16 protein-coding genes are annotated in these 22,023 nt (G+C 65.2%); 7 read left to right on the forward strand and 9 right to left on the reverse strand.

Annotation, left to right across the window (positions count from 1 at the left end; genetic code table 11):
- The first annotated feature begins 25 nt into the window (after positions 1-25).
- The 3 genes from epmA to AC3YMN_RS02430 are packed head-to-tail and all read left to right on the forward strand — an operon-like array spanning position 26 to position 2,456.
- Positions 26-1,111 (forward strand): EF-P lysine aminoacylase EpmA, encoded by a 1,086-nt coding sequence (gene epmA, locus AC3YMN_RS02420; protein ID WP_489888789.1) that lies wholly within the window; start codon positions 26-28, stop codon positions 1,109-1,111.
- Positions 1,108-2,157 (forward strand): lysine-2,3-aminomutase-like protein, encoded by a 1,050-nt coding sequence (locus AC3YMN_RS02425; protein WP_489888790.1) that lies wholly within the window; start codon positions 1,108-1,110, stop codon positions 2,155-2,157. Before epmA ends, AC3YMN_RS02425 begins: the two co-directional genes overlap by 4 nt.
- A gap of 17 nt (positions 2,158-2,174) precedes the next feature.
- The gene (locus tag AC3YMN_RS02430; RefSeq protein WP_489888791.1) at positions 2,175-2,456 is read left to right on the forward strand and encodes a hypothetical protein; all 282 of its coding nucleotides are present in this window, start codon (positions 2,175-2,177) and stop codon (positions 2,454-2,456) included.
- A gap of 98 nt (positions 2,457-2,554) precedes the next feature.
- On the opposite strand, the gene AC3YMN_RS02435 is transcribed toward AC3YMN_RS02430, so the two are convergent.
- From AC3YMN_RS02435 to AC3YMN_RS02455, 5 genes are all read right to left on the reverse strand, one after another.
- Positions 2,555-3,211 (reverse strand): glutathione S-transferase family protein, encoded by a 657-nt coding sequence (locus tag AC3YMN_RS02435; RefSeq protein WP_489888792.1) that lies wholly within the window; start codon positions 3,209-3,211, stop codon positions 2,555-2,557.
- Between the two features lie 142 nt (positions 3,212-3,353).
- Complete coding sequence (locus AC3YMN_RS02440) at positions 3,354-5,117, reverse strand: Rieske 2Fe-2S domain-containing protein (protein WP_489888793.1); 1,764 nt, start codon at positions 5,115-5,117, stop codon at positions 3,354-3,356.
- 495 nt (positions 5,118-5,612) lie between these two features.
- A complete protein-coding gene (locus AC3YMN_RS02445) occupies positions 5,613-6,107 on the reverse strand; it encodes a DUF1801 domain-containing protein (protein WP_127753826.1) in 495 nt (164 codons plus the stop codon).
- Between the two features lie 47 nt (positions 6,108-6,154).
- Complete coding sequence (locus tag AC3YMN_RS02450) at positions 6,155-7,051, reverse strand: aromatic ring-hydroxylating oxygenase subunit alpha (RefSeq protein WP_489888794.1); 897 nt, start codon at positions 7,049-7,051, stop codon at positions 6,155-6,157.
- A 71-nt stretch (positions 7,052-7,122) separates the two neighbouring features.
- Entirely contained in the window at positions 7,123-7,899 is a 777-nt protein-coding gene (locus AC3YMN_RS02455) for an SDR family NAD(P)-dependent oxidoreductase (protein ID WP_489888795.1), read from the reverse strand.
- Positions 7,900-8,142: 243 nt separating this feature from the next.
- On the opposite strand from AC3YMN_RS02455, the gene AC3YMN_RS02460 reads away from it, so the two are divergent.
- Complete coding sequence (locus AC3YMN_RS02460; protein ID WP_489888796.1) at positions 8,143-10,128, forward strand: autotransporter assembly complex protein TamA; 1,986 nt, start codon at positions 8,143-8,145, stop codon at positions 10,126-10,128.
- Positions 10,128-14,459, forward strand: coding sequence for a translocation/assembly module TamB domain-containing protein (locus AC3YMN_RS02465; RefSeq protein ID WP_489888797.1), 4,332 nt, complete (start codon positions 10,128-10,130; stop codon positions 14,457-14,459). Before AC3YMN_RS02460 ends, AC3YMN_RS02465 begins: the two co-directional genes overlap by 1 nt.
- 299 nt (positions 14,460-14,758) lie before the next feature.
- Here AC3YMN_RS02465 and AC3YMN_RS02470 read toward each other — a convergent pair whose 3' ends face one another.
- The 4 genes from AC3YMN_RS02470 to AC3YMN_RS02485 form a co-directional block, all read right to left on the reverse strand.
- The gene (locus AC3YMN_RS02470) at positions 14,759-16,609 is read right to left on the reverse strand and encodes an extracellular solute-binding protein (RefSeq protein ID WP_489888798.1); all 1,851 of its coding nucleotides are present in this window, start codon (positions 16,607-16,609) and stop codon (positions 14,759-14,761) included.
- Between the two features lie 52 nt (positions 16,610-16,661).
- Positions 16,662-18,287, reverse strand: coding sequence for an ABC transporter ATP-binding protein (locus AC3YMN_RS02475; protein ID WP_489888799.1), 1,626 nt, complete (start codon positions 18,285-18,287; stop codon positions 16,662-16,664).
- Positions 18,288-18,549: 262 nt separating this feature from the next.
- A complete protein-coding gene (locus AC3YMN_RS02480; protein WP_489888800.1) occupies positions 18,550-19,692 on the reverse strand; it encodes an ABC transporter permease in 1,143 nt (380 codons plus the stop codon).
- Positions 19,689-20,792, reverse strand: a complete 1,104-nt coding sequence (locus tag AC3YMN_RS02485; protein WP_489888801.1) for a microcin C ABC transporter permease YejB — start codon at positions 20,790-20,792, stop codon at positions 19,689-19,691. The genes AC3YMN_RS02480 and AC3YMN_RS02485 overlap by 4 nt, the downstream gene beginning before the upstream one ends.
- A gap of 214 nt (positions 20,793-21,006) precedes the next feature.
- On the opposite strand from AC3YMN_RS02485, the gene AC3YMN_RS02490 reads away from it, so the two are divergent.
- Both AC3YMN_RS02490 and AC3YMN_RS02495 read left to right on the forward strand, forming a co-directional pair.
- Positions 21,007-21,234 (forward strand): hypothetical protein, encoded by a 228-nt coding sequence (locus AC3YMN_RS02490; protein WP_127753817.1) that lies wholly within the window; start codon positions 21,007-21,009, stop codon positions 21,232-21,234.
- A 119-nt stretch (positions 21,235-21,353) separates the two neighbouring features.
- Complete coding sequence (locus AC3YMN_RS02495; protein WP_127753816.1) at positions 21,354-21,998, forward strand: AprI/Inh family metalloprotease inhibitor; 645 nt, start codon at positions 21,354-21,356, stop codon at positions 21,996-21,998.
- Positions 21,999-22,023: the final 25 nt, after the last annotated feature.

The following is a 22,023-nucleotide window of genomic DNA, read 5'->3' on the forward strand; positions in this document are numbered from 1 at the left end:
TCCGGCAAATTCACCAGCCCCGAGCATGAAAGAGGCGCAGTTGCCCCGCCAATCCTTGCCAGTTGCCGCATCGCCATGGTGGACGCCCGAGCTGCATCGGGACCGTCGGCCCGTGCTGCTGGCGCGCAACTGGATCGAGGCGGGGGTGCGGGGATACCTGGCCGAGCACGACTTTCTCCTCGTGGATCCGCCGGGCTTGCAGCGCTCGCCGGGCAATGAAACCCATCTGCATGCGTTCGAGACCACTGCCATTGGCAATGACGGGGTGGGGCATCGCGCGTTCCTGCATACCTCCCCCGAATTTGCGATGAAAAAGCTGCTGGCGGCAGGCGAGCACAGGATCGCCAGCCTCGGGCATGTCTGGCGCAATCGCGAGCGGGGTGCGCTGCATGCGCCCGAGTTCACCATGCTGGAATGGTATCGGGTGGGCGAGGACTATACCGCGCTGATGGATGACTGCATGGCGCTGTTGCGCTTGGCGGTCGCGGCGACAGGGGCGGAGCGGCTGCGGTTTCGCGGGCGGGAAGCCGACCCAGTCGCCGAGCCGGAGCGGCTGAGCGTGGTGGACGCGTTTGCACGCTTCGCCGGGATTGATCTTTTGGCGACGATGAACGCCGAGGGCGAGACGGATGCGGCAGCGCTGGCCGCGCAGATGCGGGGGCAGGGGCTGCAGGTGCCGGCGGAGCATAGCTGGAGCTATCTCTTCAGCCTCGTGTTGAACGAGAAGGTCGAGCCCAATCTGGGGCTAGGGCGGGTGACGATCCTTGATCGGTATCCGGCGGCGGAAGCGGCGCTGGCGCGGCGATGCGCGGACGATGGGCGGGTGGCGGAACGGTTCGAGCTTTATGCCTGCGGGGTGGAGCTGGCCAATGGCTTCGGGGAGTTGACCAATCCAGAGGAGCAGCGGATGCGCTTCGAGGCCGAGATGAATGAAAAGCAGCGCCTGTATGGGGAACGCTACCCGATCGACGAGGAGTTTCTGGCAGCATTGGCGCTGATGCCGGCGGCGAGCGGGATTGCGCTGGGGTTCGACCGGCTGGTGATGCTGGCGACCGGAGCACCGCGGATCGACCTGGTGCAATGGGTGCCGGTGACGGAGTTTGGCGCATGAGCGAAGGGCGGCCGATCCGGACGGCAGGCGAGCTCGCGGCGGCAGGGCTGGTGGCGCCGGGCGCGGTGGCGGGGCTCGAGGGGGTGGCGGCGCGCTATGCCATTGCCCTGACGCCTGAGCTCGTGGAGCTGATCGATCCTGCGGATGCGGCGGACCCGATTGCGGCGCAGTTCGTCCCCCAGCTGGCGGAGTTGCACACGACGCCCGAGGAGCGGGCCGACCCGATCGGGGATCTCAGCCATTCGCCGGTCGAGGGGATCGTGCATCGCTATCCCGACCGGGTCTTGCTCAAGGCCGTGCATGTGTGCCCGGTGTATTGCCGGTTCTGCTTCCGGCGCGAAATGGTGGGGCCGCAGGGGCTGGGAACGCTCGCGCCCGAAGCGCTGGAGCGGGCGCTCGATTATATCCGCGCGCATGACGAGATCTGGGAAGTGATCCTGACCGGGGGCGACCCGTTGGTGCTGTCGCCGCGGCGGCTGCGGGCGATCACCGAGAAGCTGGCCGAGATCGCGCATGTGCGGGTGGTGCGGTTTCATACGCGGGTGCCGGTGGTGGAGCCGGGGCGGGTGGATGATGAATTGGTGGCAGCGCTCAAGGCGAGCGGCAAGACCACCTATCTTGCCGTGCATGCCAACCATCTCCGGGAGTTCACCCCGGGGGCACGGGCGGCGGTGTCGCGGCTGGCCGATGGGGGCATTGCGCTGGTCAGCCAGTCGGTGCTGCTCAAGGGCGTGAACGACGACGTGGAAACACTGGCCGCGCTGATGCGCTGTTTTGTCGAGAACCGGATCAAGCCCTATTATCTGCACCACCCGGACCTCGCGCCAGGGACGAGCCACTTCCGGGTCGGCATCGAGGAGGGGCAGGCGCTGGTGGCAGCGTTGCGCGGGCGCATTTCGGGGCTGGCGCAGCCCACCTATGTGCTCGACCTGCCCGGCGGCCACGGCAAGGCTGATATCGGCAAAGCGGCGATTGCGGGCGGGGATGGATGCTTTACGGTGCGGGACTGGCAGGGGCAGGAGCATCGCTATCCGCCTGTCGGGTAAAAAGCATCGAGGCATAATTGGCTGGCAAAGAGGGCAATGGCGGGCCGCCGCTGGACGAGCCCGAGCATGAATGGGGCAATGGCTCCATCGGCACCTATTTCGAATGGAAGGCGGCCAAGCAGCAGGCGTTTTACGGCGTGCCGATGGAGATCGCGCGGATGCGGGCGGAACGCGCCGCGCTGCTGGGGCTGACCTATGAGGAATATACGCTGGAGCTGCTCGAGCGCGGCCGGTTTTTGCAGGCGAGCGATGGGGAGCGGATTGCGCAGATCAAAGCCAAGCGCGGCGTGCGGTATTGAGGAGGCGCATGGCCACCCTCGGCTTACCCAGTCAAGGCGATGGGGCTCGCCTTACCCCTCCCGCCCTCCGCCGTTGAAGGGGAGGTGAAGAAAGGGGCTTACTGCTGGACGGTTTCTAGCGGGCGGCCGGCCGGGAAGATGCCGGACATCACCACAAAACCGGGGATGCGGCGGACGCGGTCGCTCCAGCGGCGCAGGGCGGGGTAATCGGCGCGGCTGATGCCGCCTTCCTCGGACAGCATCACATAAGGAAAGCAGGCGATGTCGGCAGTGGTCGGGTGGGCGGGCGAGCAGAGCCAGTCGCGCCCTTCGCGTTCGCCGAACCAGAGATGCTCGTCCAAGATGCGGAAGATGCGGTGGGCGCCGGCCTGGGATTTCTCGACGTCGAAATCATAGCCATAGCCGAGCGCCAGGCGGGCGGCGGAACTGGTTGCGGTGATGTCATCGGCCACGGCGTGCCAGCGCAGCACTTCGGCGGTGAGCGCAGGGTCCTCGGGGAACCACTGGCCGGAGGCGTCATACTTTTTGGCGAGATAGACGAGGATGGCGCCGGAGTCCGAAAGCGTGAGGCCGTCATCGACCAGCACGGGCAGCTGGCCGAAAGGGTTGAGGCGCAAGAACCATTCGGATTTGTGCTGGCGGCCGGGGAAGAAGTCCACCGGCACGATGTCATAGCGCAGGCCGAGAATGCTCATCAGCAAGCGCAGCTTGTAGCAATTGCCGGAGAGCTCGAAATCGTAAAGCGTGATGGTCATGGGTGGGGCTCGGTCTTCTACCGGAAAAGGGTGCGCTGGGTGAGGGGGCTGTTATTGACTGATGGACCCCCACCCCCGGCCCCTCCCCTCAAGGGGGAGGGGAGGGATGGCGCCGAGAGATCCTGTGCAATCAACGCCAGCATCAAATGTCGAGGACCAGCCGCTTGCCCTTGGCGCGGCTGACGCAGGTGAGCATGGCGGTGTTGGAGCGTTTTTCGGTTTCGTTGAGATAAACGTCCTGGTGGTCGACTTCGCCTGCGATCACGGCGGTGAGGCAAGTGCCGCAGGCGCCCTGTTCGCACGAGCTGGGGGTTTGCAGACCCGCTTCGCGCATCACTTCGAGGATGGTCTTGCCTGCAGGGATCTGCAGGGTCATGGCCGAGCGGGCCAGTTCCACCTCGAAGGCCGAGGACTGGTCGATGACCTTGTCGTTCTTGAAATATTCGAAATGCACGGCCTCATCGGGCCAGCCCTGGGCGGCCGCGGTGGTGCGAACGGTTTCGAGCATGGATGCGGGGCCGCAGATATAAACATGCTGGGCGCGGCTCCAGTGGCCCAGGGCCCCGGCAATGGTGCGGCCGCTGTCTTCGCGCGAAAGACCGATGTGAGTGGTGATCTTGCCCGCCAACTGCCCCAGTTCCGCGCGGAAGGCGGCGTGTTCGCCCTGGCGCACGAAGTAATGCAGCTCATAGAGCAGGTGGGACTTGTCGAGGAAGCGAGCCATGGAGAGGATCGGCGTGATGCCGACGCCCCCGGCGATGAGGACGGTGCGGGTGGCGTCGCGGCGCAGCGGGAAGTTGTTGCGCGGCTCGCTGATGGCCAGCACGTCACCCTCCCTGACGCTTTCGATGAGGATCTGCGAGCCACCCTTGGAGGCGCTCTCGCGCTTGACGCCGATGGTGTAGCTGAGCAGGTCGCCCGGGCCATTGGTGATGGAATATTGCCGGACGAGGCCGTTGGGGAGGTGCAGATCGATATGGGCGCCGGGCTGGAAGGTCGGCAGGTGGCCGCCATCGAGCGCCGCGAGCTCAAAGGCGACAATGCCATCGGCGCTGTCCCACTTGCGCTTGACCACGACGCGCAGGGTGTTGCCGCGCGGCACGGCGATATCGGGCATGGTGGAGAGTTCGGCTGAAACAGGCGCGAAGGCGGGCTGCAGCGGCTCGGGCGCGGGCTTGCGACGGGCGGCGCGCTCAACGTGGTCGCGCAGCTGCGTTAGGCGCTCGTTGTGGTGGCGCAGCACGGCAAGAGGGCGGGCCTGCGAGCCTTCGATGAGGCCCCGGATCACGGCGCGGCCGGCGTCGACGGGCTGCACGAAGAACACGGCGCGCTCGATGACCTCACCCGACTGAGCGGTGAGGCGGATCGAAAGGGGCGACAGGCGCTCGATCATGGTGCGGGCGGCTTCGCCAGCCAGCGCCTCGGCTGGCTGGAAGCGGTATTTTTCCAGAGCGAGCGCCACGTCTTGGGGGGCGGCGTTGAGGGGAACGGGGCGCAGCGCGAACCAGTCGGCGCTATCGCTGCCGTTGAATGGGGCAAAGGGCTGGGCCTCGGTCGCGGCGGACCAGACGAGGCCAAAGGCCTCATGGGCGGGATAGGTGCGGTTGGTGATGCGGCGCGCCGGCGCGTCGGCGGGGTGAGCGGGGATATAGGTGCAGCCGGCCGAGCGATTGGCATAGCGCCAGCCATGATACTGGCATTTAAGTTCGGCGCCCTCGTTGATGCCGATCGAGAGGCGTACGCCACGGTGCAGGCAGCGGTTTTCCCAGACATTGACATTGCCGTCATCGGCCCGCCAGACGGCCAGTTCGCGGCCCAGCAGCTGGCCCTGATAGACATGGCGGAAGGGCAGGTCATCGCTCGAGGCGATGGGATGCCAGGTGGTGTCGTCGAGGTCTAGGGGCATGGGTCAACCCAGGGCAAGTGGGGATCGCGCCACGATCGGGGGCAAACAGGCGGGGCTCTCCTGGCGTACGGGAGACCTTGGTGAGGGTTACCCTTAGGGCGGGGCTGTTCACAAGGGGGCGGGTGAAGAAAGAGGGTCGCAGGGGCGGTTGTCGGCGGGGCTGTGATCCCGATTGAGGAGAGGGGGTCGGGAGGGGGTGGCGCGGTGAGTGACTGAGGGACCCCCTCCCTCGGTCCCTCCCCTCAAGGGGGAGGGAAGGGCAGAAGCGGATGGCGTTGGGGGAGCTGGAAGTGCTGAATATGTGCTTTGCTTCGAAATCCGGACCGCGGAGGGGCCTGAACCCCCACCCTCGATCCCTCCCCTCAAGGGGGAGGGAGGCGATGGGGCCGATGGCTCTCGGACGGATGGTTTCGGTCGAGCACTGAGGTCCGGGGCTCGCGTCCCCCACCCCGGCCCTCCCCGGGAGGGGGAGGGTGAAGAAGGGGCTCAGCCCGATTACATCTTTTCGCCGGGGAGTTGGGCGGCCTGGTGGATCCAGGCGGTGAACTGGGCGGGGTCGATGGGGTCGTGTTCGCCGATATGGTAGGCGCGGACCTTGGGTTGGGTGGAGACGACCGGCGGGGGCGGGGTCAGGGCGTGGCCGTCAAAGAAGGTCACCTTGACGTATTTGTTGAAGCAATGGAGCGAGAGGAACCAGCGACCTTCGGCGGCGCCGTAAAGGGGGGAGTTCCATTTGACGGCCTTGTAGACGCCGGGAAGGGCGGCCGTGATCAGGCTATCGAGTTGCTCGCCGACGGCGCGCTTCCAGCCGGGCATGGCGGCGAGGTAGGCCTGGATTGGCTCGTTGCCGTGGCCTTTGGGGATTTGGGGATTACCGCCGGAGAGGAGTTTTGGTTCGCCCGTTGCTTGAGGAGTTGCGGACGGGCCTGAACCCCCACCCTTGATCCCTCCCCTCAGGGGGGAGGGAGACGACTGCTTGACTGGTGACATTGTTGTCTCCTCTTAGCGTGCGCCGTCTCGCCTTCGGTGTTCCCCGCTTATCCCGCGACGGGGATGGTGCCGTAGGTGATGCCTTTTTGGCTGAGCCAGCGGCGGTAGGCGATGGCGGATTTATCGGCGCGGATGGGGGTTTCGGCGCGAGGATCGAGCGGCAGGCGCTTGGGAAACTGGTTTTCGAGGATCGGCTTGTCCTGACCGAAAATGGTCTGCTGGAAGCGGCGCAGATCGGTGATGGTGGAGGTCGAGTCGATCATCGATTGCAGCAGATGGGCGCGGCAGCTTTCCTCAGTTACGGGCTGCAGGAAAATGCCGATGACGTCGCGGCGCGATTCATCCTCGGGGCAGGATTTGTAGAGCACCGAGCAGAAGGGGTGGGGGACGCGATAGACATACTCGACCTCGATACCCTCGGTTGCTGACAGGGCGGCGCGGGGCTGGAAGAAGCGGCAACGGGTGGCCAGCACTTCGTCGCGCTCTTCGGAGACTTCCACGTCGTATTCCTTGACCTCGGTATGAGGCTCGGAGCCGAGGATATCGGTGTGGACATAGGGGAAGTGGCCCATATCGAGGAAGTTTTCGACGGCCCGGGGGGCCGAAACATGGATGCCGATGGAGCCGCAGCTCATGTTGACGCGGTCAGGCTCGCTGTATTCGGGGATGGGGAAGAGCTCGGCGGGCGGGGTGCCGAGGCTGGTCCAGGTATAGCCATAGCCGGTGCGCACGGGCAGGCGTTCGGTGATTTCGGCGGGGTCGATCTCGTCGCCTTGCTCTTCATCGGTGCGGCGCCAGACCACGGGATTGCCCGCGGCATCGCGGGTGAGCGCGAGCTTTTGGCCAAGGAGCATGGTGGTTTCCACAAGGCCCTGGGGCACTTCATCGGTGGCGGCAATGACGTGCCAGAGGTCGAGGGTCGTGCGATCAATGGGCGAAGACATGGGCAGATCCAGGGGGAAGACCGCGCCAGCATAAGCGCTGGCTGGCGCGGTGCCAAGTTGGGGCGGGGCGATCAGCTTTCGCGGTAGATGTCGAAGGGCGCAAAGGCCTGGGTGGTGGCCATGAGCTGGAGGCGGTTGACGTTCACATGGGCGGGCAGGGTCGTGGTCCAGAAGATGGACTCGGCGATGTCCTCGGCGGTCATGGGCTGGGTGCCCTGGTAGGGCTTGCCGGCCTGGGCTTCGTCACCCTTGAAGCGCACAAGGGAAAACTCGGTTTCCGTGAGGCCCGGCTCGATATTGGTGACGCGCACCTGCTTGCCCTGCACATCGGAGCGCAGGTTGAGGGCGAATTGTTTCACGAAGGCCTTGGTCGCGCCATAAACGCTGCCGCCGGGATATGGGTAATCGCCGGCGACCGAGCCCAGGGTGACGATGTGGCCGCCCCCGCGCGCGATGAGGCCGGGCAGGAGGGCGCGGACCGTATACATCAGGCCGTTGATATTGGTCGCGACCATGGTGTCCCAGTCGGCGATATCGGTTTGGGCGGCGGGCTGGAGCCCGAGGGCAAGGCCGGCATTGGCGATGACGATGTTGATGCCGGCAAAGGGCGCGGGCAGGGCGGCAATGGCGGCCTCAAGCGCAGCGCGGTCGCGAATGTCGAGGGTGATAATGTGGCAGTTCTCTGCACCCAATTCGTCGCGCAGGGCTTTGAGGCGCTCGGTGCGGCGGCCGGTGGCAATGACCTTGGCGCCCGCAGCGACATAGCGGCGGGCAGCTGCCGCGCCAAAGCCCGAGGTCGCGCCGGTGATGAAGACAACAAAGCGCGTGGGGTCGAGCATCTGGTACATGAGGGGTCCTACAAATGGTGTGGGCGAGCCGGGAACGTGGACTGGGCCGCGGCAGGGGTCAAGCGGGCGGGCGGCGTTAACCCGGTGCTAACCATGTCTTCAGGGGGTGCGGCGAATCCGCAACTCCGGTGGTCACAATTAGGAACAAATTGCGCGGACCGGTTGTTCCGGCGCTGGGGTCGCTCTACACTGCCCGGTAAGGTAAACAGGCTTGCTGCAGGCCTGTCTGGCCGGTGCGGGACGATGAGCGAAGGCCTGGCGCGGGCGACCAATCTTGGTGGCGGCGCAGGCGAACTGGGGGCGGGTTCACTGCAAAACGCGCGGATTGTAACGAGTTTAAGCGCCCTTTGTCTTGCTGCGGCCTTAGCCGGGCCGGTGTTTGTGCCGGCGGCTGCCGCGTTCGAGATTTTCGGCATCAAGCTGTTTGAAGACCAGACGGAGGCGGATGCCGAGGCGGTGATTGCCGATCCGCAGCCCTATACGGTCGAGGTCACCGTCGCGGGCGAAGGGGAGGTGGAAAGCGCGGTACGCAATGCTTCGGCTCTCGTGGCCGATGCGGACGAGCCTGCTTCAGGTGCAGCCGGGTTGCTGGCCAAGGCGCGGGGCGATTACCGACGGATCATCGCCGCGCTTTATAATGAAGGTTATTACGGCGGCACGGTCCATGTCCTCGTGGCGGGACGCGAAGCGAGCGATCTTGCGCCTGACGTGTCGCTGCCCGACCCGGTGGGGGTCGTTATTACCGTGGATCCGGGTCCGCTGTTCAACTTCAACCGGGTTGCAGTGGTCAACGAAGCGCCCTTGACCAGCGATCCCGCGGATCTGGTGGAGCTGCCCGAGGAGCGCGGCTTTGGGTCCGGTGAGGTGGCCAAGTCGAGTGTCATTCTCGCGGCTGAAAAACTAGCTATCGAGGCTTGGCAGGAACAAGGCTACCCCAAGGCGCAGATTCGCAGCCGCGAGGTCGTGGCCGATCACGCGACACGCACGGTAGATGTGGCGATCACGGTGGATCCGGGCCGGCATGCCGGGTTTGGTGACATCACCGTATCGGGTACCGAGCGGATGGACCCCGAGTTCGTGCGCCGCCAGACCGGCATCGAAGTGGGTGAGGAATACGATCCCGATACGCTGGACCGGGCGCAAAAGCGCCTCGACCGGCTCGAAGTGTTCCGCTCGGCCCGGTTTGAAGCGGCCGAAGCGGTGGGCGCGGATGGTTTGCTGCCTTACCAATTGCTGGTGCAGGAATTGCCCGGGCGCCGCTTTGGCGTGGGCGCCAGCTATTCCAGCATCGATGGGCTGGGAGTGGAAGGGTATCACCTTTGGCGCAACCTCTTCGGGCAGGCCGAGCGGCTGCGGCTCGATGCGCGCGTTGCGAGCATTGCTTATCCGGTGGAAACCGAAGAGTTCGATTATTTCTTTGGCGGCACCTTCACCAAGCCCGGGATCTGGACGCCCGATACGGATCTGGTGGCGGTGATTTCGGCCGAGCGGACGGTCAATCCAACCTATATCGAGACATCGGCGACCGGGCGGGTCGGGCTAACCCATATCTTCTCGGATCAACTGACCGTTGAAGGCGGTACGTTCTATGAGCGGGGCCGATACGAGGATGATTTCGGCACGCGCGATTTCTCGCTGCTCGGTGTTTATGCGGGCGCCGTTTACGATGCGCGCGACGACAAGGTCGATCCGACCGGAGGCTTTTACCTCGCGGGCAATGTCGAGCCGTTCTACGAGCTGAGCTATGGCAATGCGGCGGCACAGCTGACGGTTGAAGGGCGCGCTTATTGGGGTTTTGGCGAGGATGAGCGGTTCGTTTTGGCCGGGCGGCTCAAGGGCGGATTGCTGGCAGGCCCGGACCTGGCGGAAATTCCGCCTGACCGGCTGTTCTTTGCCGGCGGTGGCGGCTCGGTGCGTGGCTATGGGTTCAAGTCCATCGGCGTTGAAGGCCCCGATGGGATTGTCACCGGTGGTCGCTATCTGCTGGAAGGCTCGATCGAAGCGCGCGCCAAGATTACCGACACGATCGGTGCCGTGGCGTTTCTCGACGGGGGCTATGTGGCCGCAGACGAATTCCCGGGCATTGATGACCTGCAATTGGGCGCGGGCCTCGGGCTGCGCTATTACACGGGCCTTGGGCCGTTGCGGCTCGACGTGGCTGTGCCGCTCAACAAGCGGGACGAAGACCCTGACTACGCCATTTATGTCGGCATAGGACAAAGCTTTTGATGGCACTTTTCCCGTTCTTTCGGCGGCGGTTTGCGGCGCTTGTGGTTCTGGCGCTCGCGCTCCTGTTTGGCGCCACGGCGCTGTCGCTGTCCCAGGACGGGGGCGAAGAAGAGCAGAAGAACTGGATCACCAATTTCGTGCAGGATCGGCTGTCGACCCCTGAGCGGCAAATCCAGCTGTCCAATATCGAAGGGGCGCTCGGCTCCAATGTGGTGATCCGCGAGATCACCATAGCCGACGCGGAGGGCGTATGGCTGCGCGTCAATAATGCGCGGCTGAACTGGAACCAGGGCGCGCTGCTGCTGGGGCGCCTTGAAGTGCGTTCGCTTGCAGCCGATTCCATCGAATACCTTCGCAATGCCATACCCAATGACCAGCTCGACCTGCCGGCCCCTGAGGCCGTGCCGTTCAGCGTGCCTGAATTTCCCGTCGCCATCACCATTGAGGAACTGGCCGTTCCGCGGGTGAGCTTTGGCGAGGACGTGTTTGGTCTGGCGTCCGAGATTTCGCTGGCCGGCGGGTTTACGCTCGCAGACGGCAATCTTGATGCGCAGCTCGATATTATCCGGCTCGACGGGCCGGGCGGAACGCTCGATCTCGATGTTGCCTATAGCAATGAAACCAGCAGCATCGAGCTGGCGCTCGCGCTGGTGGAGCCCGAAAACGGCGTGTTGGCCAATCTGTTGCGCATCGATGGGCGGCCCGCGGTGGAACTGCGGCTGACGGGATCGGGCCCGGTGGCCGGGCTGCAAACGCAGCTGACGCTGGTGGCCAATGGGCAAACCGCGCTGTCGGGCGGCGCCCGGGTTACCCAGACGGGCGAGGGGCACAATATCGACCTGGATGTGCGCGGGCCGCTCGCCATGCTGGTGGCCGAGCCTTACCGGCCCTTCTTTGGCGCTGAATCGGTGCTGTCGGCCGATGCGCTGGTGCGCTCGGAAGGCGGGTTGAGCATCAGTGGCTTGCGGCTGAGCGGCGGGCAACTGGCGCTGGAAGCTTCGGCGCAAACCACGCCGGACAATTTCCTGCGTGAGTTGGTGCTGCGCGCCAATATCGCGGACAGCACAGGCGCGCCGGTGACGCTGCCGGTGCCGGGCGCCGCAACTACGGTGCAATCGGCCGTGCTCGCAGTGGATTACGGGGTGGGCGACAGCGAGGACTGGAGTTCGAGCTTTTCGGTAACGCAATATGCGACCGAGGGCTTTGCAGCGGATACGCTGGCGTTCAATCTGGGTGGCGTTGCGGCCAATCTGTCCGACCCGGCCACTCGCCGCCTGACCTTTAATGGTGATGGCACGCTGGGCGGCATTGCAGCCTCACCCGAGGTGGAAGCGGCGCTGGGCGACGGCATCGGGGTTGGCATTGCGGGCCTATGGAATGCCGGCCAGCCCGTTGAGCTCGCCGAGTTGCGCGTTGTCGGGGAAGCGCTGACGGCGGCGCTGTCAGGGACGATTTCGGGCCTCGATTTTACCGGCGACATCGCGATCGAAACGGCCAGCATTGCGCCGTTCTCGGGACTGGCTGGGCGGGAGCTCGATGGCGGGCTGACGCTGCGGGCGACCGGCAGCGTCATGCCGGTGACCGGGGTGTTCACGCTCGAACTCGACGGCACCGGGCGCGATCTGAAGATCGATGACGAGTTGGCAGACAATCTGTTGCAGGGCGAGGTTGCCCTATCCGGCCTGGTGGCGCGCACCGAGGCGGGGCTGACCGCCAAGGAATTCCGCATCGCCAACCAGCAGGTGCAGGTACTGGCGGACGGCACCTTCTCGTCCAGCGCGGCCGATTTCACCTTCAATCTCGGCTTGGCCGACCTGGCGCTGCTCTCGCCCGAAGCAACCGGCGCGCTCAGTGTTGTCGGCACCGCCAAGGGCCAGGAGGGGGTGATTGCGCTTGATCTTGACGCCACCATTCCCAGTGGCACGCTGGCCGGACGGCCCTTGCGCGAAGCGGCGCTGGGTTTTGCCGGGCAATACCAGGACGCGCGGCTCGCGGGCGCCGTTACCGGCACCGCGTTTGTGGACGGACACCGCTCGAGCCTCGGGGCCGATGTGGATGTGAATGCCGATACCCAGGCTCTACGCAACATTGCGTTCCAGACTGTGGGCGCGGAAATCACTGGCGGGCTGGTGCGCAATGTGGCCAGCGGGCTGATCGATGGTGATCTCGTGGTCGCGGCCCCCGATATTTCGGTGGCGGCAGCGCTGGCGCTGGTGGAAGCGCGCGGCGCGGTCAATGCGCGGGCGGTGCTCTCGGGCGCTGATGGCAAGCAGAATGCCAGCGTCAGCGGCGATGTTTCGGGGCTGCGCATCAACGATATCCAGGTCGGCGCGGCCGATTTTGCCGCCGAGATCGGCGACCTCTTCGGGGTGCCGGCGGTCAATGGCCGGGCCAATGCCAGCACTGTGGCGGTGGGTGGCGTAACCGTGGAAACCCTGGCGGCGACTGCGAACCAGACCGGCGACACCACTGCATTTGACGCACAGGCGCGGCTGGCGACGGGCACCGATGTGGACGTGGCGGGATCGCTGGCTCCGGTGGACGGCGGCTATCGGCTGGCGCTCGATCGGGCGCAACTGGCGCAAGGGGAACTTTCGGCGCGCCTGGCGCAGCCAACCGTGCTGCAGGTGAGTGGCAACAATGTTGCGCTGCAGGCAGTGCGCTTCGATGTTGGGTCGGGCTCGATCACAGCGACCGGCTCGGCCGGGGAGGTGCTCGACATTGCGCTCGAGGTCAATTCCCTGCCGCTGTCGATAGCCAATGCGGTGGCCCCGGATTTGGGCCTGGCGGGAACGCTCGATGGGCAGGCCCGCATTACCGGCAGCGGCAGCGATCCGCAGGTGCAGTTTACCGCACGGGGGGCGGGGATCAATGCAGCCGCGATCCGCGATTATGGGGTGGCCCCGCTGGCGCTGACCGCCGAAGGCAGTTTTGCCGGGGGGGTGGTGCGGCTTGGGTCGGTGCAGGCCAATGGCGCGGGCGGGCTGACCGTTTCGGGTAGCGGCAGCGTGCCGCTGGCGGGCGAGGGGCTCGATCTGCGCTTGCAGGGGGCGGCGCCGCTGACCCTGGCCAACCGCTTCGTCGCCGATCGCGGCGCGCAGTTGAGCGGCACGGTGCAACTTGACGCCCAGGTGAGGGGGAGCCTGCAGGCGCCGCAATTTGGCGGCTCGGTTTCCACCAGCAATGCTGGCTATGTCGATCCGGAGCTCAATCTGCGGCTGGTGGGGATCACCGGCTCGGCGAGCCTTTCGGGCACGCAGCTGGCGATCAATAGCCTTGGGGCGCAGCTCGCCACGGGGGGCACGGTTGCGGCCTCCGGTACGGTGGGACTGACCGGTGGTTTCCCGGCTGATCTGCGGCTGGCGCTGCGTTCGGCCCGGTACGCCGATGGCGACCTGTTCGTGGCGACCGCATCGGGCGATCTGGCACTGACGGGCAATCTGACCGGTTCGCCCCTGCTGAGCGGGAATCTCCTCGTAGAGGAAGCCAATATCACCGTGCCCGAGAATTTCGGTGGCGGTGCGGCGCTGGTCGAGGTGGAGCATGTGCGCCCGCCGCGCGATGTGGCGCAAACCCTGGCCCGGGCGGAGGTGACCACCCGCGGCGGGGCACCGGTGCCGCGTACGCGGCCAGCCGGCGTCGTGCTTGATGTCAATGTTAACGCACCCAACCAGATCTTTGTGCGCGGCCGCGGGCTTGATGCGGAAGTGGGGGGCACGGTGCGGCTCACCGGACCGCTCAACGATATTCAGCCGGTGGGGGCGTTCGAGCTCAATCGCGGGCGGTTGAGCCTGTTGGGTCAGCGCATCGTGTTTGATAGCGGCATTGTCACGCTGGTGGGCGACCTGGATCCCGTGATCAATTTTGTCGCGAGCACCGAGGGCGACGACATTACGGTGTTCGTCACGGTCGCCGGCCGGGTGTCGGATGTCGAGGTGACCTTCACCTCCAATCCGGTGTTGCCGCAGGATGAAGTGCTGGCGCGGCTGATCTTCAAGCGCTCAATGGGCGAGCTGTCGCCGCTGCAGCTGGCGCGGCTGGCGGGCGCGGCGGCCGAACTGATGGGCGGCGGCGGCGGGGGCCTCGTGGACTCTTTGCGCGGTGCTGCCGGGCTCGATGATCTCGATGTGGTCACCGACGCGGAAGGCAATGTGGCCGTGCAAGCCGGCACTTATATCCAGGACAATGTGTATCTGGGCGTGCAGGCTGGTGCCGGCGGGCAGAGCCGGGTGACGATCAATCTCGATGTGACCGACGACCTCAAGGTGACGGGCGCTGCCGGGCAGAACGGGGAATCCGCGCTCGGGGTGTATTACGAGAAGGATTATTGAGGGGGCTTGCCTGTGTTGGTTAGCCGAGCGATCTCGTGCTGGACCCCGGCTCAGAGCTGAGGTCGGGAAGGATCGGTGCGTTGCTGAGGGACCCCCACCCCCGGCCCCTCCCCTCAAGGGGGAGGCGGGGGTTCGCCCTTAGCTTTGGTGCCGTGGGGGGCGTTGTATAGGGGCGCCCTCTGCAAGATCAGGATGGGCCCTGGCTCAAGGTCGGGGTCACAATCGCGGTTGAGGGCGGGTCAAGCCCTTGCCTGATTGCTGTGCGGCGAGGGCCGGCTGTTGCCGGCCTGGTTTTTTTGCTAGCGAGCACCGCCGGTTTTGGCGGCCTTGGCTTCGTCCCACCACCAGATGGTGGGAAAGCCGCTGGAGAATTCGGGCAGGGGCTCGGGGTGGCTGAAGCGGTCCCAGTGCGCGATGCGCGAGGTGCGCAGGGAATAGGACGGCACCACGAAATGATGGGCAAGCAGCACCCGGTCGAGCGCCTTGGTGACGGCTTCCTGGGTGGCGCGGTCATCGGCGACGACGAGCTTGTCGATCAGCGCATCGATGCCGGGATCGGCAATGCCGGCATAGTTCTGCGAGCCCTCTTCGTTGACCGTTGAGGAGCCGAAGAAGTAGCGCTGCTCGTTGCCCGGCGAGAAGGATTGCGGCCAGCCGGCATAGGTGACGTCGTAGTCGAAGGAGCGCAGGCGGTTGATGTATTGCGGGCTGTCGACGGTGCGCAGCGAGACGGCGACGCCGATCTGGGCGAGGTTAGTGACGAGGTTGGCGGCGACAGGCTCGATGGTGGGGCCGTTGAGCAGGATTTCAAAGCTCAGCTGCTGACCATTGGCATCGATGAGACGGTTGCCCTCGAGGCGGTAGCCGGCGTCGGTGAGGAGGCCGAGCGCGGTACGCAGATTGGCGCGCAGCTTGGTTGGATCGCCGCCGACTGGATTGGTGTAGGGCTCGGTGAAGACGCTGGCGGGCACGAGGTCGCGCACGGATTCCAGCACTTCCAGTTCCTCGCCCTCGGGCAAGCCGGTGGAGCGGAAGGGCAGGCCGAAGAAGTAGCTGTCGACGCGCTCATACTGGCCATAAAACAGGGTGTTGCTCAGCTCCTCGAAGTTGAAAGCGTAGTTGAGGGCTTGGCGCACGCGCTGATCCTGGAATTTTTCGCGACGCAGATTGGGCACAAAGCCGATCATGAGGCCGGAATTGGCATAATCCTGGGGGAAGAGTTCCTGGACGATGCGGCCTTCCTTGACGGCGGGGAAATCATAGGCGGTGGCCCAGCGGCGGGCAGAGTTCTCGTTCCACCAATCGAACTGGTCACCCTTGAAGGCTTCGAACTGCACGGTCAGATCGAGGAAATACTCGATGCGGTATTCGTTGAAATTGTTCTGGCCGATCTGGGTGGGGTGATCGGCGCCCCAATAATCCTCGACTCGAGCATAGGTGACGGTGCGGCCGGCATCGAAGCTGGCCAGGCGATAGGGACCGGAGCCCAAGGGTGGCTCGAGGGTGGACTGGCCGATATCGCGCTGCTTGCCATTGGCGTCGGTGCCTTCCCACCAGTGTTGGGGAAAGACCTGGAGTTGGCCCAGGATCAGGGGCAGTTCGCGGTTACCGGTCTGGTTGAAGGTGAAGGTGACTTCGCCGGGAGCGGTGACCTCGGCTTTCTCGATATTGGCATAATACTGAGCGCGGTCCGGATTGAGCTCGATGCTCTTTTGGAAGGACCACACCACGTCCTCGGCCGTCACCGGCTCGCCATCGTGCCAGCGGGCCTTGGGGTTCATGCGGAAGGTGACGGCGCCATAATCGGGAGCGATCTGCAGGCTTTCAGCGAGCAGGCCGTAATAAGCGCTGACCTCATCGAGGGAGGGGGTCAGGAGGGTTTCATAGAGCAGGCCAATGCCGCCGGCCGGTTCGCCCTTGGGCAGGATAGGGTTGAAGGTATCAAAACCCCCCATGCCCCCCAGCCGCACCGAGCCCGCCTTGGGGGCATCGACATTGACGTAATCGAAATGGGCAAAGCCTTCAGGATATTTGGGCGCGCCCTCCATGACAAAGGACGAGGTCCAGACGCCCCCGGGGGTTTGCGCGCCGGCAGGCAGGGCAAGGCTGAACAGCGCCAGGGCGGTGGCAAGGAGGGGCGCAAACTTCATCGGCTGGCTCCGGGCATGGGCAGAAACTGGGGTTGAATTCTAGGCTGGTTTGTCATGGGCTGACAGGGGCGGGCGGATCAAGATCGCGCGTGTCGGTGGCGGCGATGTCGAAGGCGGCGGCCATGAGGGCGCGGGTATAGTCCGTGCGGGGGGCCGCAAAGATCTCGGCAGTGGGGCCGCTTTCCACCACTTTGCCGTGGCGCATGACCAGGAGGGTATTGGCGAGCGCGCGCACCACTTTGAGATCGTGGGAGATGAAAAGGTAGGTGAGGCCCCGCCGGGCCTGGATGTCGCGCAGGAGATCGACGATCTGGGCCTGGATGGAGACATCGAGCGCCGAGGTTGGCTCGTCGAGCACCAAAAAGCGCGGCTCGAGCACGATGGCGCGGGCAATGGCGATGCGCTGGCGCTGGCCACCGGAAAACTCATGGGGATAGCGGAAGCGGGTAGCGGGCGAGAGGCCGACCTCCTCCAGGGCACGCACCACGCGGCGGTCGCGCTCGGCGGCGTCGAGTTTGGGGGCGTGGACCTCAAGGCCCTCGCCAATGATGCGATCAACCGACAGGCGCGGGCTGAGTGAGCCGAAGGGGTCCTGGAAGACGATCTGCAGGTCGGCGCGCAGCGGGCGCATGGCGCGCCAGGAGCGCGTATGGACCTCGTTGCCGAGGACGACGATGCGGCCTTGCGAGGCGATGAGGCGGAGGAGGGCCAGACCCAGGGTGGATTTACCCGAGCCGCTTTCACCGACAACACCAAGGGTTTCGCCCTGGCGGATGGCCAGGTCGACCCCGTCCACTGCCTTGATGTGGCCGACAGTGCGGCGCAGCAAGCCACGCTTGATTGGAAACCAGACGCGCAGGTCCTTGGCTTCAAGCGCGATCGGTGCATCGGGGCGGGCCGGCGGCGGGGCGCCCTTGGGCTCGGCGGCGAGGAGGCGCTGGGTATAGGGGTGTTGGGGCGCGGCAAAGAGGGCTTTGACTGCGCCGGTTTCAACAATCTCGCCGGCCTGCATGACGCAGACCCGGTCGGCGATGCGGCGGACGATGCCGAGGTCATGGGTGATAAAGAGCATGGCCATGCCCAGCCGCGCCTGCAACTGCTTGAGGAGAGTCAGGATCTGCGCCTGGACGGTAACGTCGAGCGCGGTGGTGGGCTCGTCGGCGATCAGGAGGTCCGGCTCGTTGGCGAGCGCCATGGCGATCATCACGCGCTGGCGCTGGCCGCCCGAAAGCTGATGCGGATAGGAGGCGAGGCGACTGGCGGGATCGGGGATGCCGACCTGATCGAGCAGTTCCAGGGTGCGGGCGCGGGCGGCGTTGGGGCGCATGCCGCGATGCACGGCGAGCACTTCCCCGATCTGGCGCTCGATGGTGTGCACGGGATTGAGGGAGCTCATCGGCTCCTGGAAGATCATGGAGATGCGATTGCCCCGCACGGAGCGGAGCTCGGCGGCGGAGGCGGAAACGAGGTCGGTATCCCCGAGCAGGATTTTTCCCGCAACGCTAGCGCTGGGCGGCAGGAGCTTGAGGATGGACAGGGCGGTGACGGATTTGCCCGAGCCGCTTTCACCGACAAGCGCCAGGGTTTCGCCTGGCGCGATATCAAAGGCGATGTTGTGGGCAGCATCGGCAGGGCCGAAGCTGATGGTGAGGTCGCGCACGGAGAGGAGAGGGGTCATGGGGTGGCCTCCTCATGGTGGTGATTGGTGGCTTGAGTGGTCGGATGGCGGGATGCCGGTGCTGGTTGCGGCCGCCGTGTTTCGTTGAGGGACCCCCTCCCTAGCTGTCCCCTTAGGGGGGAGGGGACCGCTCGTTCGGGCACCGGCGTATCAGCACACAAGCCAGGTTTGCGGAGGGGCTTGCACCCCCACCCCGGCCCTCCCCTCAAGGGGGAGGAGGTGGAGCGGGGCTCAGGGGTAGTGGGAAGGCGAAGGAACTGGGTCATGCCAGGGTCCGGCGAGGGTCGAAGGCGTCGCGGACGGCTTCGCCGATGAAGACGAGGAGGGTCATCATCAGGGCGATAGTAAAAAAGCCGGTGAGGCCCAGCCAGGGCGCCTGGAGGTTGTTCTTGCCCTGGGCAAGCAGTTCACCCAGCGAGGGGGAGCCGGGGGGCAGGCCGAAGCCGAGGAAGTCCAGCGAGGTCAGGGTGGCGACGGAGCCCGAAAGAAGAAAGGGCATGAAGGTCAGCGTGGCGACCATGGCATTGGGCAGGAGGTGGCGGATCATGATGGTCCAGTTGCCGACGCCAAGGGCGCGGGCGGCGGCGATATATTCAAAATTGCGGCCGCGCAGGAATTCGGCGCGCACGATGCCAACGAGCGCGACCCAAGAAAACAGCAAGAGAATGCCAAGCAGCACCCAGAAGCTTGGGGCTATGAAGCTGGAGATGATCAGCAGCAGATAGAGGGCTGGGATCGAGGTCCAGATCTCGATGAAGCGCTGCATCAGGAGATCGGTCCAGCCGCCGAAATAGCCCTGCACCGCACCGGCGGCGACGCCGATGATGGAGGAAGCAATGGTCAGCACGAGACCGAAGAGGATGGAGATGCGGAAGCCATAGAGCAGGCGGGCGAGGACGTCACGGCCGCGGTCGTCGGTGCCCAGCCAGTGGTAATTGCCGAGATTGCACTCGGGATCATCGACCCCCAGGGGATAGCGCGCGCAGTTTTCGGCGCGGTCCATGGTCCAGCTGGGCGCGACGGCGCCGGAATAGGGCAGGTAGCTGTCGACAGTGGCGTAGCTGAAGTGCACGGGCGGCCAGATGGCCCAGCCATTCGCCTTGATCTCGTCAGCGATGAAGGGATCGCGGTAATTGGTGACGGCAAGAAAGCCGCCGAACTGGGATTCGGGATAATCCACAAAGGCGGGAAAGAGTAGTTCGCCCTTGTAGGAGACGAGGATGGGCCGGTCATTGGCGATGAATTCAGAGCCCAGCGTGAGGATGAAGAGGACAAGGAAGACCCAAAGCGACCAGAAGCCCCGCCGGTTGGCGCGGAAATTGGCGAGGCGCCGCTTATTGATCGGCGACAGCCAGCGATTATGGGGCGCCTCGAGCACGCCAGCTTGTTCGGCCATTTCGCTCATAGGCCGCGGCTTTCAAAATCGATGCGCGGGTCGACCCACATATAGGCGAGGTCGGAGAGGAGGCTGATGACAAGGCCAAGCAGCGAGAAGATGTAAAGCGTGGCAAAGACCACGGGGTAATCGCGATTAGCCACGGACTGGAAGCCGAGCAGGCCCAGCCCATCGAGCGAGAAGATGGTTTCGATGAGGAGCGAGCCGCCAAAGAAGGCGCCGACAAAGGCGCCGGGAAAGCTCGCGATAATCAGCATCATGGCGTTGCGGAAGACATGGCCATACAGCACCTGCCGTTCGGTCAGCCCCTTGGCGCGGGCCGTGGTGACATATTGCTTGCCGATCTCATCGAGAAACGAGTTCTTGGTGAGCAGGGTCGTCGTGGCAAAGGCGCCAAGCGCCATGGCGGTGATGGGCAAGACGAGGTGCCAGGCGTAATCGAGAATCTGGCGCCACCAGGGGAAGTTCTCAAAGCCCGGCGAGGTCAGGCCGCGCAGGGGAAACAGCGACCAGAAGCTGCCGCCGGCAAAGAGGACAATGAGCGCGATGGCGATGAGAAAGCCGGGAATGGCATAGCCCACGATGATGACCGTCGAGGTCCAGACATCGAAGCGCGAGCCGTCGCTGATGGCCTTGCGGATGCCGAGGGGAATGGAGATGCCGTAGGAGATCAGCGTCATCCAGAGCCCGAGTGAAATGGAAACGGGCATTTTCTCGCGGATGAGGTCGATCACGGAGATGTCACGGAAATAGCTCTCGCCGAAATCAAAGCGGAGATAATTCCACAGCATGGTGCCGAAGCGCTCGAGCGGCGGCTTGTCAAAGCCGAACTGCTGCTCAATGCGGGCGACGAGTTCGGGCGGCAGGCCGCGTGAGCCACGATATACCGAGTTATTGCCGCCAGGATTGGCGCCGGGCTGGGCGGCGAAATCGCCACCGGCGCTGCCGGTGACGCGTTCGGCGATGGAGCTGCTCTGGCCGCTCAGATTGGCGAGCGCCTGCTCCACCGGGCCACCCGGAGCGAACTGGACCACGAGAAACGAGATCGCCATGATGCCGAACACGGTCGGTATCATCAGCAGGAGGCGGCGAAGAATATAGGCGCCCATCAGATCTCCATGGCTGGCTGTGCCCGAGCAAAGCGCCGAACCTGCCCATGTGCAAATCACCAGCGGGTGAAATGGCTTACCGACCACAGCAACACTTCCCCCGCAAGATGGCAAGTGCCGAGGCGGTGCTTTGAGTTCGGTGCCGCTTCGGCGGGGCGGGGTTGCGGCAAAGGGGGATGAACGGCACAATCGGGGCAGCAACAAGGAGCCGGCGATGGCGTTCGAAACAATTGCCCAAGTCGAGGACCTGTCCATGGCGCGGGTGCTGGTAGTGGCGCTGCGGGCGCATGGCTTTCATCCGCTCGAGGGCGGGGAAGGCGGACTGCCGGGCGTGCGCGGGCTGTTCGGGCCCCGCGGCGTGCCGGTGCAGGTGCCAGAAGAGGAGGCGGGGGACGCAACCCTTCTGGCGCGCGAGTTGTTGAAGGAAATGCAGGGGCCTTAAAACTGCCACATCAGTGAATGGTGGTCCACGCGAAGCGGGCGATTGTGTCACACCAGTGGTTTGGCTATAAGCGCGCCCATTGTTAACCTTTAGGCAGGCCTTCGGGCAGGAGCGACTTCATGGCGGCTTGGATGCGCGGATCGGTATCGGCAGCGGGTTTGGCAGCGGTGGCCCTTTTGATGGCCGGTTGCTCTTCAACCTCCAACACCGCAAATCTCAACACGATCGGCGCCCCGGCGCAGTTGCAGCCGGTGCAGCCTTCGAGCGTGCAGCAAAGCACGCTGCCGGCACTGGGCGGCGCCACTGGCGCGCCCGCTCCCGGACTGTCTGGTCAGCCCGTGTTGGGCGGCGTTCCCAGCACCCCTCCAGGCATGGCTGGGGGCGTTTCATCGCTGCCGCCGGTTGGTGCGTCCACCCAGACGGCTTCCAACAGCTCGTTTGTAACACTTGGGCCCAATGGCGCGGCGCCTGCTGCGTCGGGCGGCTTTACTGCCGGCCCCGAGGGCGTTTGGACCGTGCAGGCCGGGCCGACGCAGTGCCGGCTCAACCTGCCCATGACCGCCAAGACTGGCACCAGCTATTACCGCGCATCGGCGCCGGGCTGCGGCGTGCCGGGCCTTGCTTCGGTGGGCGGCTGGCAGCAGGTCGGCTCGCAGCTGCAGCTATATGATGAGAATGGCAATATCGCAGCGTTCCTTGCACCGAGCGGCGGGCGCTATATCGGTACGCTGGGCGGCGGCCAAGCCATTTCCATGCAGCGCTGATCGCGCCTGACTTGCCAAGCCAGGC

Source organism: Devosia sp. Z11_6, from assembly GCF_058133665.1.

What these genes read in the sequence shown, in the direction of transcription:
- AC3YMN_RS02460 (WP_489888796.1), top strand. Translation starts at nt 8,143, where the DNA reads ATGAGCGAAGGCCTGGCGCGGGCGACCAATCTTGGTGGCGGCGCAGGC.
- epmA (WP_489888789.1), top strand. Translation starts at nt 26, where the DNA reads ATGAAAGAGGCGCAGTTGCCCCGCCAATCCTTGCCAGTTGCCGCATCG.
- AC3YMN_RS02425 (WP_489888790.1), top strand. Translation starts at nt 1,108, where the DNA reads ATGAGCGAAGGGCGGCCGATCCGGACGGCAGGCGAGCTCGCGGCGGCA.
- AC3YMN_RS02475 (WP_489888799.1), bottom strand. Translation starts at nt 18,287, where the DNA reads ATGACCCCTCTCCTCTCCGTGCGCGACCTCACCATCAGCTTCGGCCCT.
- AC3YMN_RS02485 (WP_489888801.1), bottom strand. Translation starts at nt 20,792, where the DNA reads ATGGGCGCCTATATTCTTCGCCGCCTCCTGCTGATGATACCGACCGTG.
- AC3YMN_RS02480 (WP_489888800.1), bottom strand. Translation starts at nt 19,692, where the DNA reads ATGAGCGAAATGGCCGAACAAGCTGGCGTGCTCGAGGCGCCCCATAAT.
- AC3YMN_RS02445 (WP_127753826.1), bottom strand. Translation starts at nt 6,107, where the DNA reads ATGTCACCAGTCAAGCAGTCGTCTCCCTCCCCCCTGAGGGGAGGGATC.
- AC3YMN_RS02490 (WP_127753817.1), top strand. Translation starts at nt 21,007, where the DNA reads ATGGCGTTCGAAACAATTGCCCAAGTCGAGGACCTGTCCATGGCGCGG.
- AC3YMN_RS02440 (WP_489888793.1), bottom strand. Translation starts at nt 5,117, where the DNA reads ATGCCCCTAGACCTCGACGACACCACCTGGCATCCCATCGCCTCGAGC.
- AC3YMN_RS02470 (WP_489888798.1), bottom strand. Translation starts at nt 16,609, where the DNA reads ATGAAGTTTGCGCCCCTCCTTGCCACCGCCCTGGCGCTGTTCAGCCTT.
- AC3YMN_RS02495 (WP_127753816.1), top strand. Translation starts at nt 21,354, where the DNA reads ATGGCGGCTTGGATGCGCGGATCGGTATCGGCAGCGGGTTTGGCAGCG.
- AC3YMN_RS02465 (WP_489888797.1), top strand. Translation starts at nt 10,128, where the DNA reads ATGGCACTTTTCCCGTTCTTTCGGCGGCGGTTTGCGGCGCTTGTGGTT.
- AC3YMN_RS02450 (WP_489888794.1), bottom strand. Translation starts at nt 7,051, where the DNA reads ATGTCTTCGCCCATTGATCGCACGACCCTCGACCTCTGGCACGTCATT.
- AC3YMN_RS02435 (WP_489888792.1), bottom strand. Translation starts at nt 3,211, where the DNA reads ATGACCATCACGCTTTACGATTTCGAGCTCTCCGGCAATTGCTACAAG.
- AC3YMN_RS02455 (WP_489888795.1), bottom strand. Translation starts at nt 7,899, where the DNA reads ATGTACCAGATGCTCGACCCCACGCGCTTTGTTGTCTTCATCACCGGC.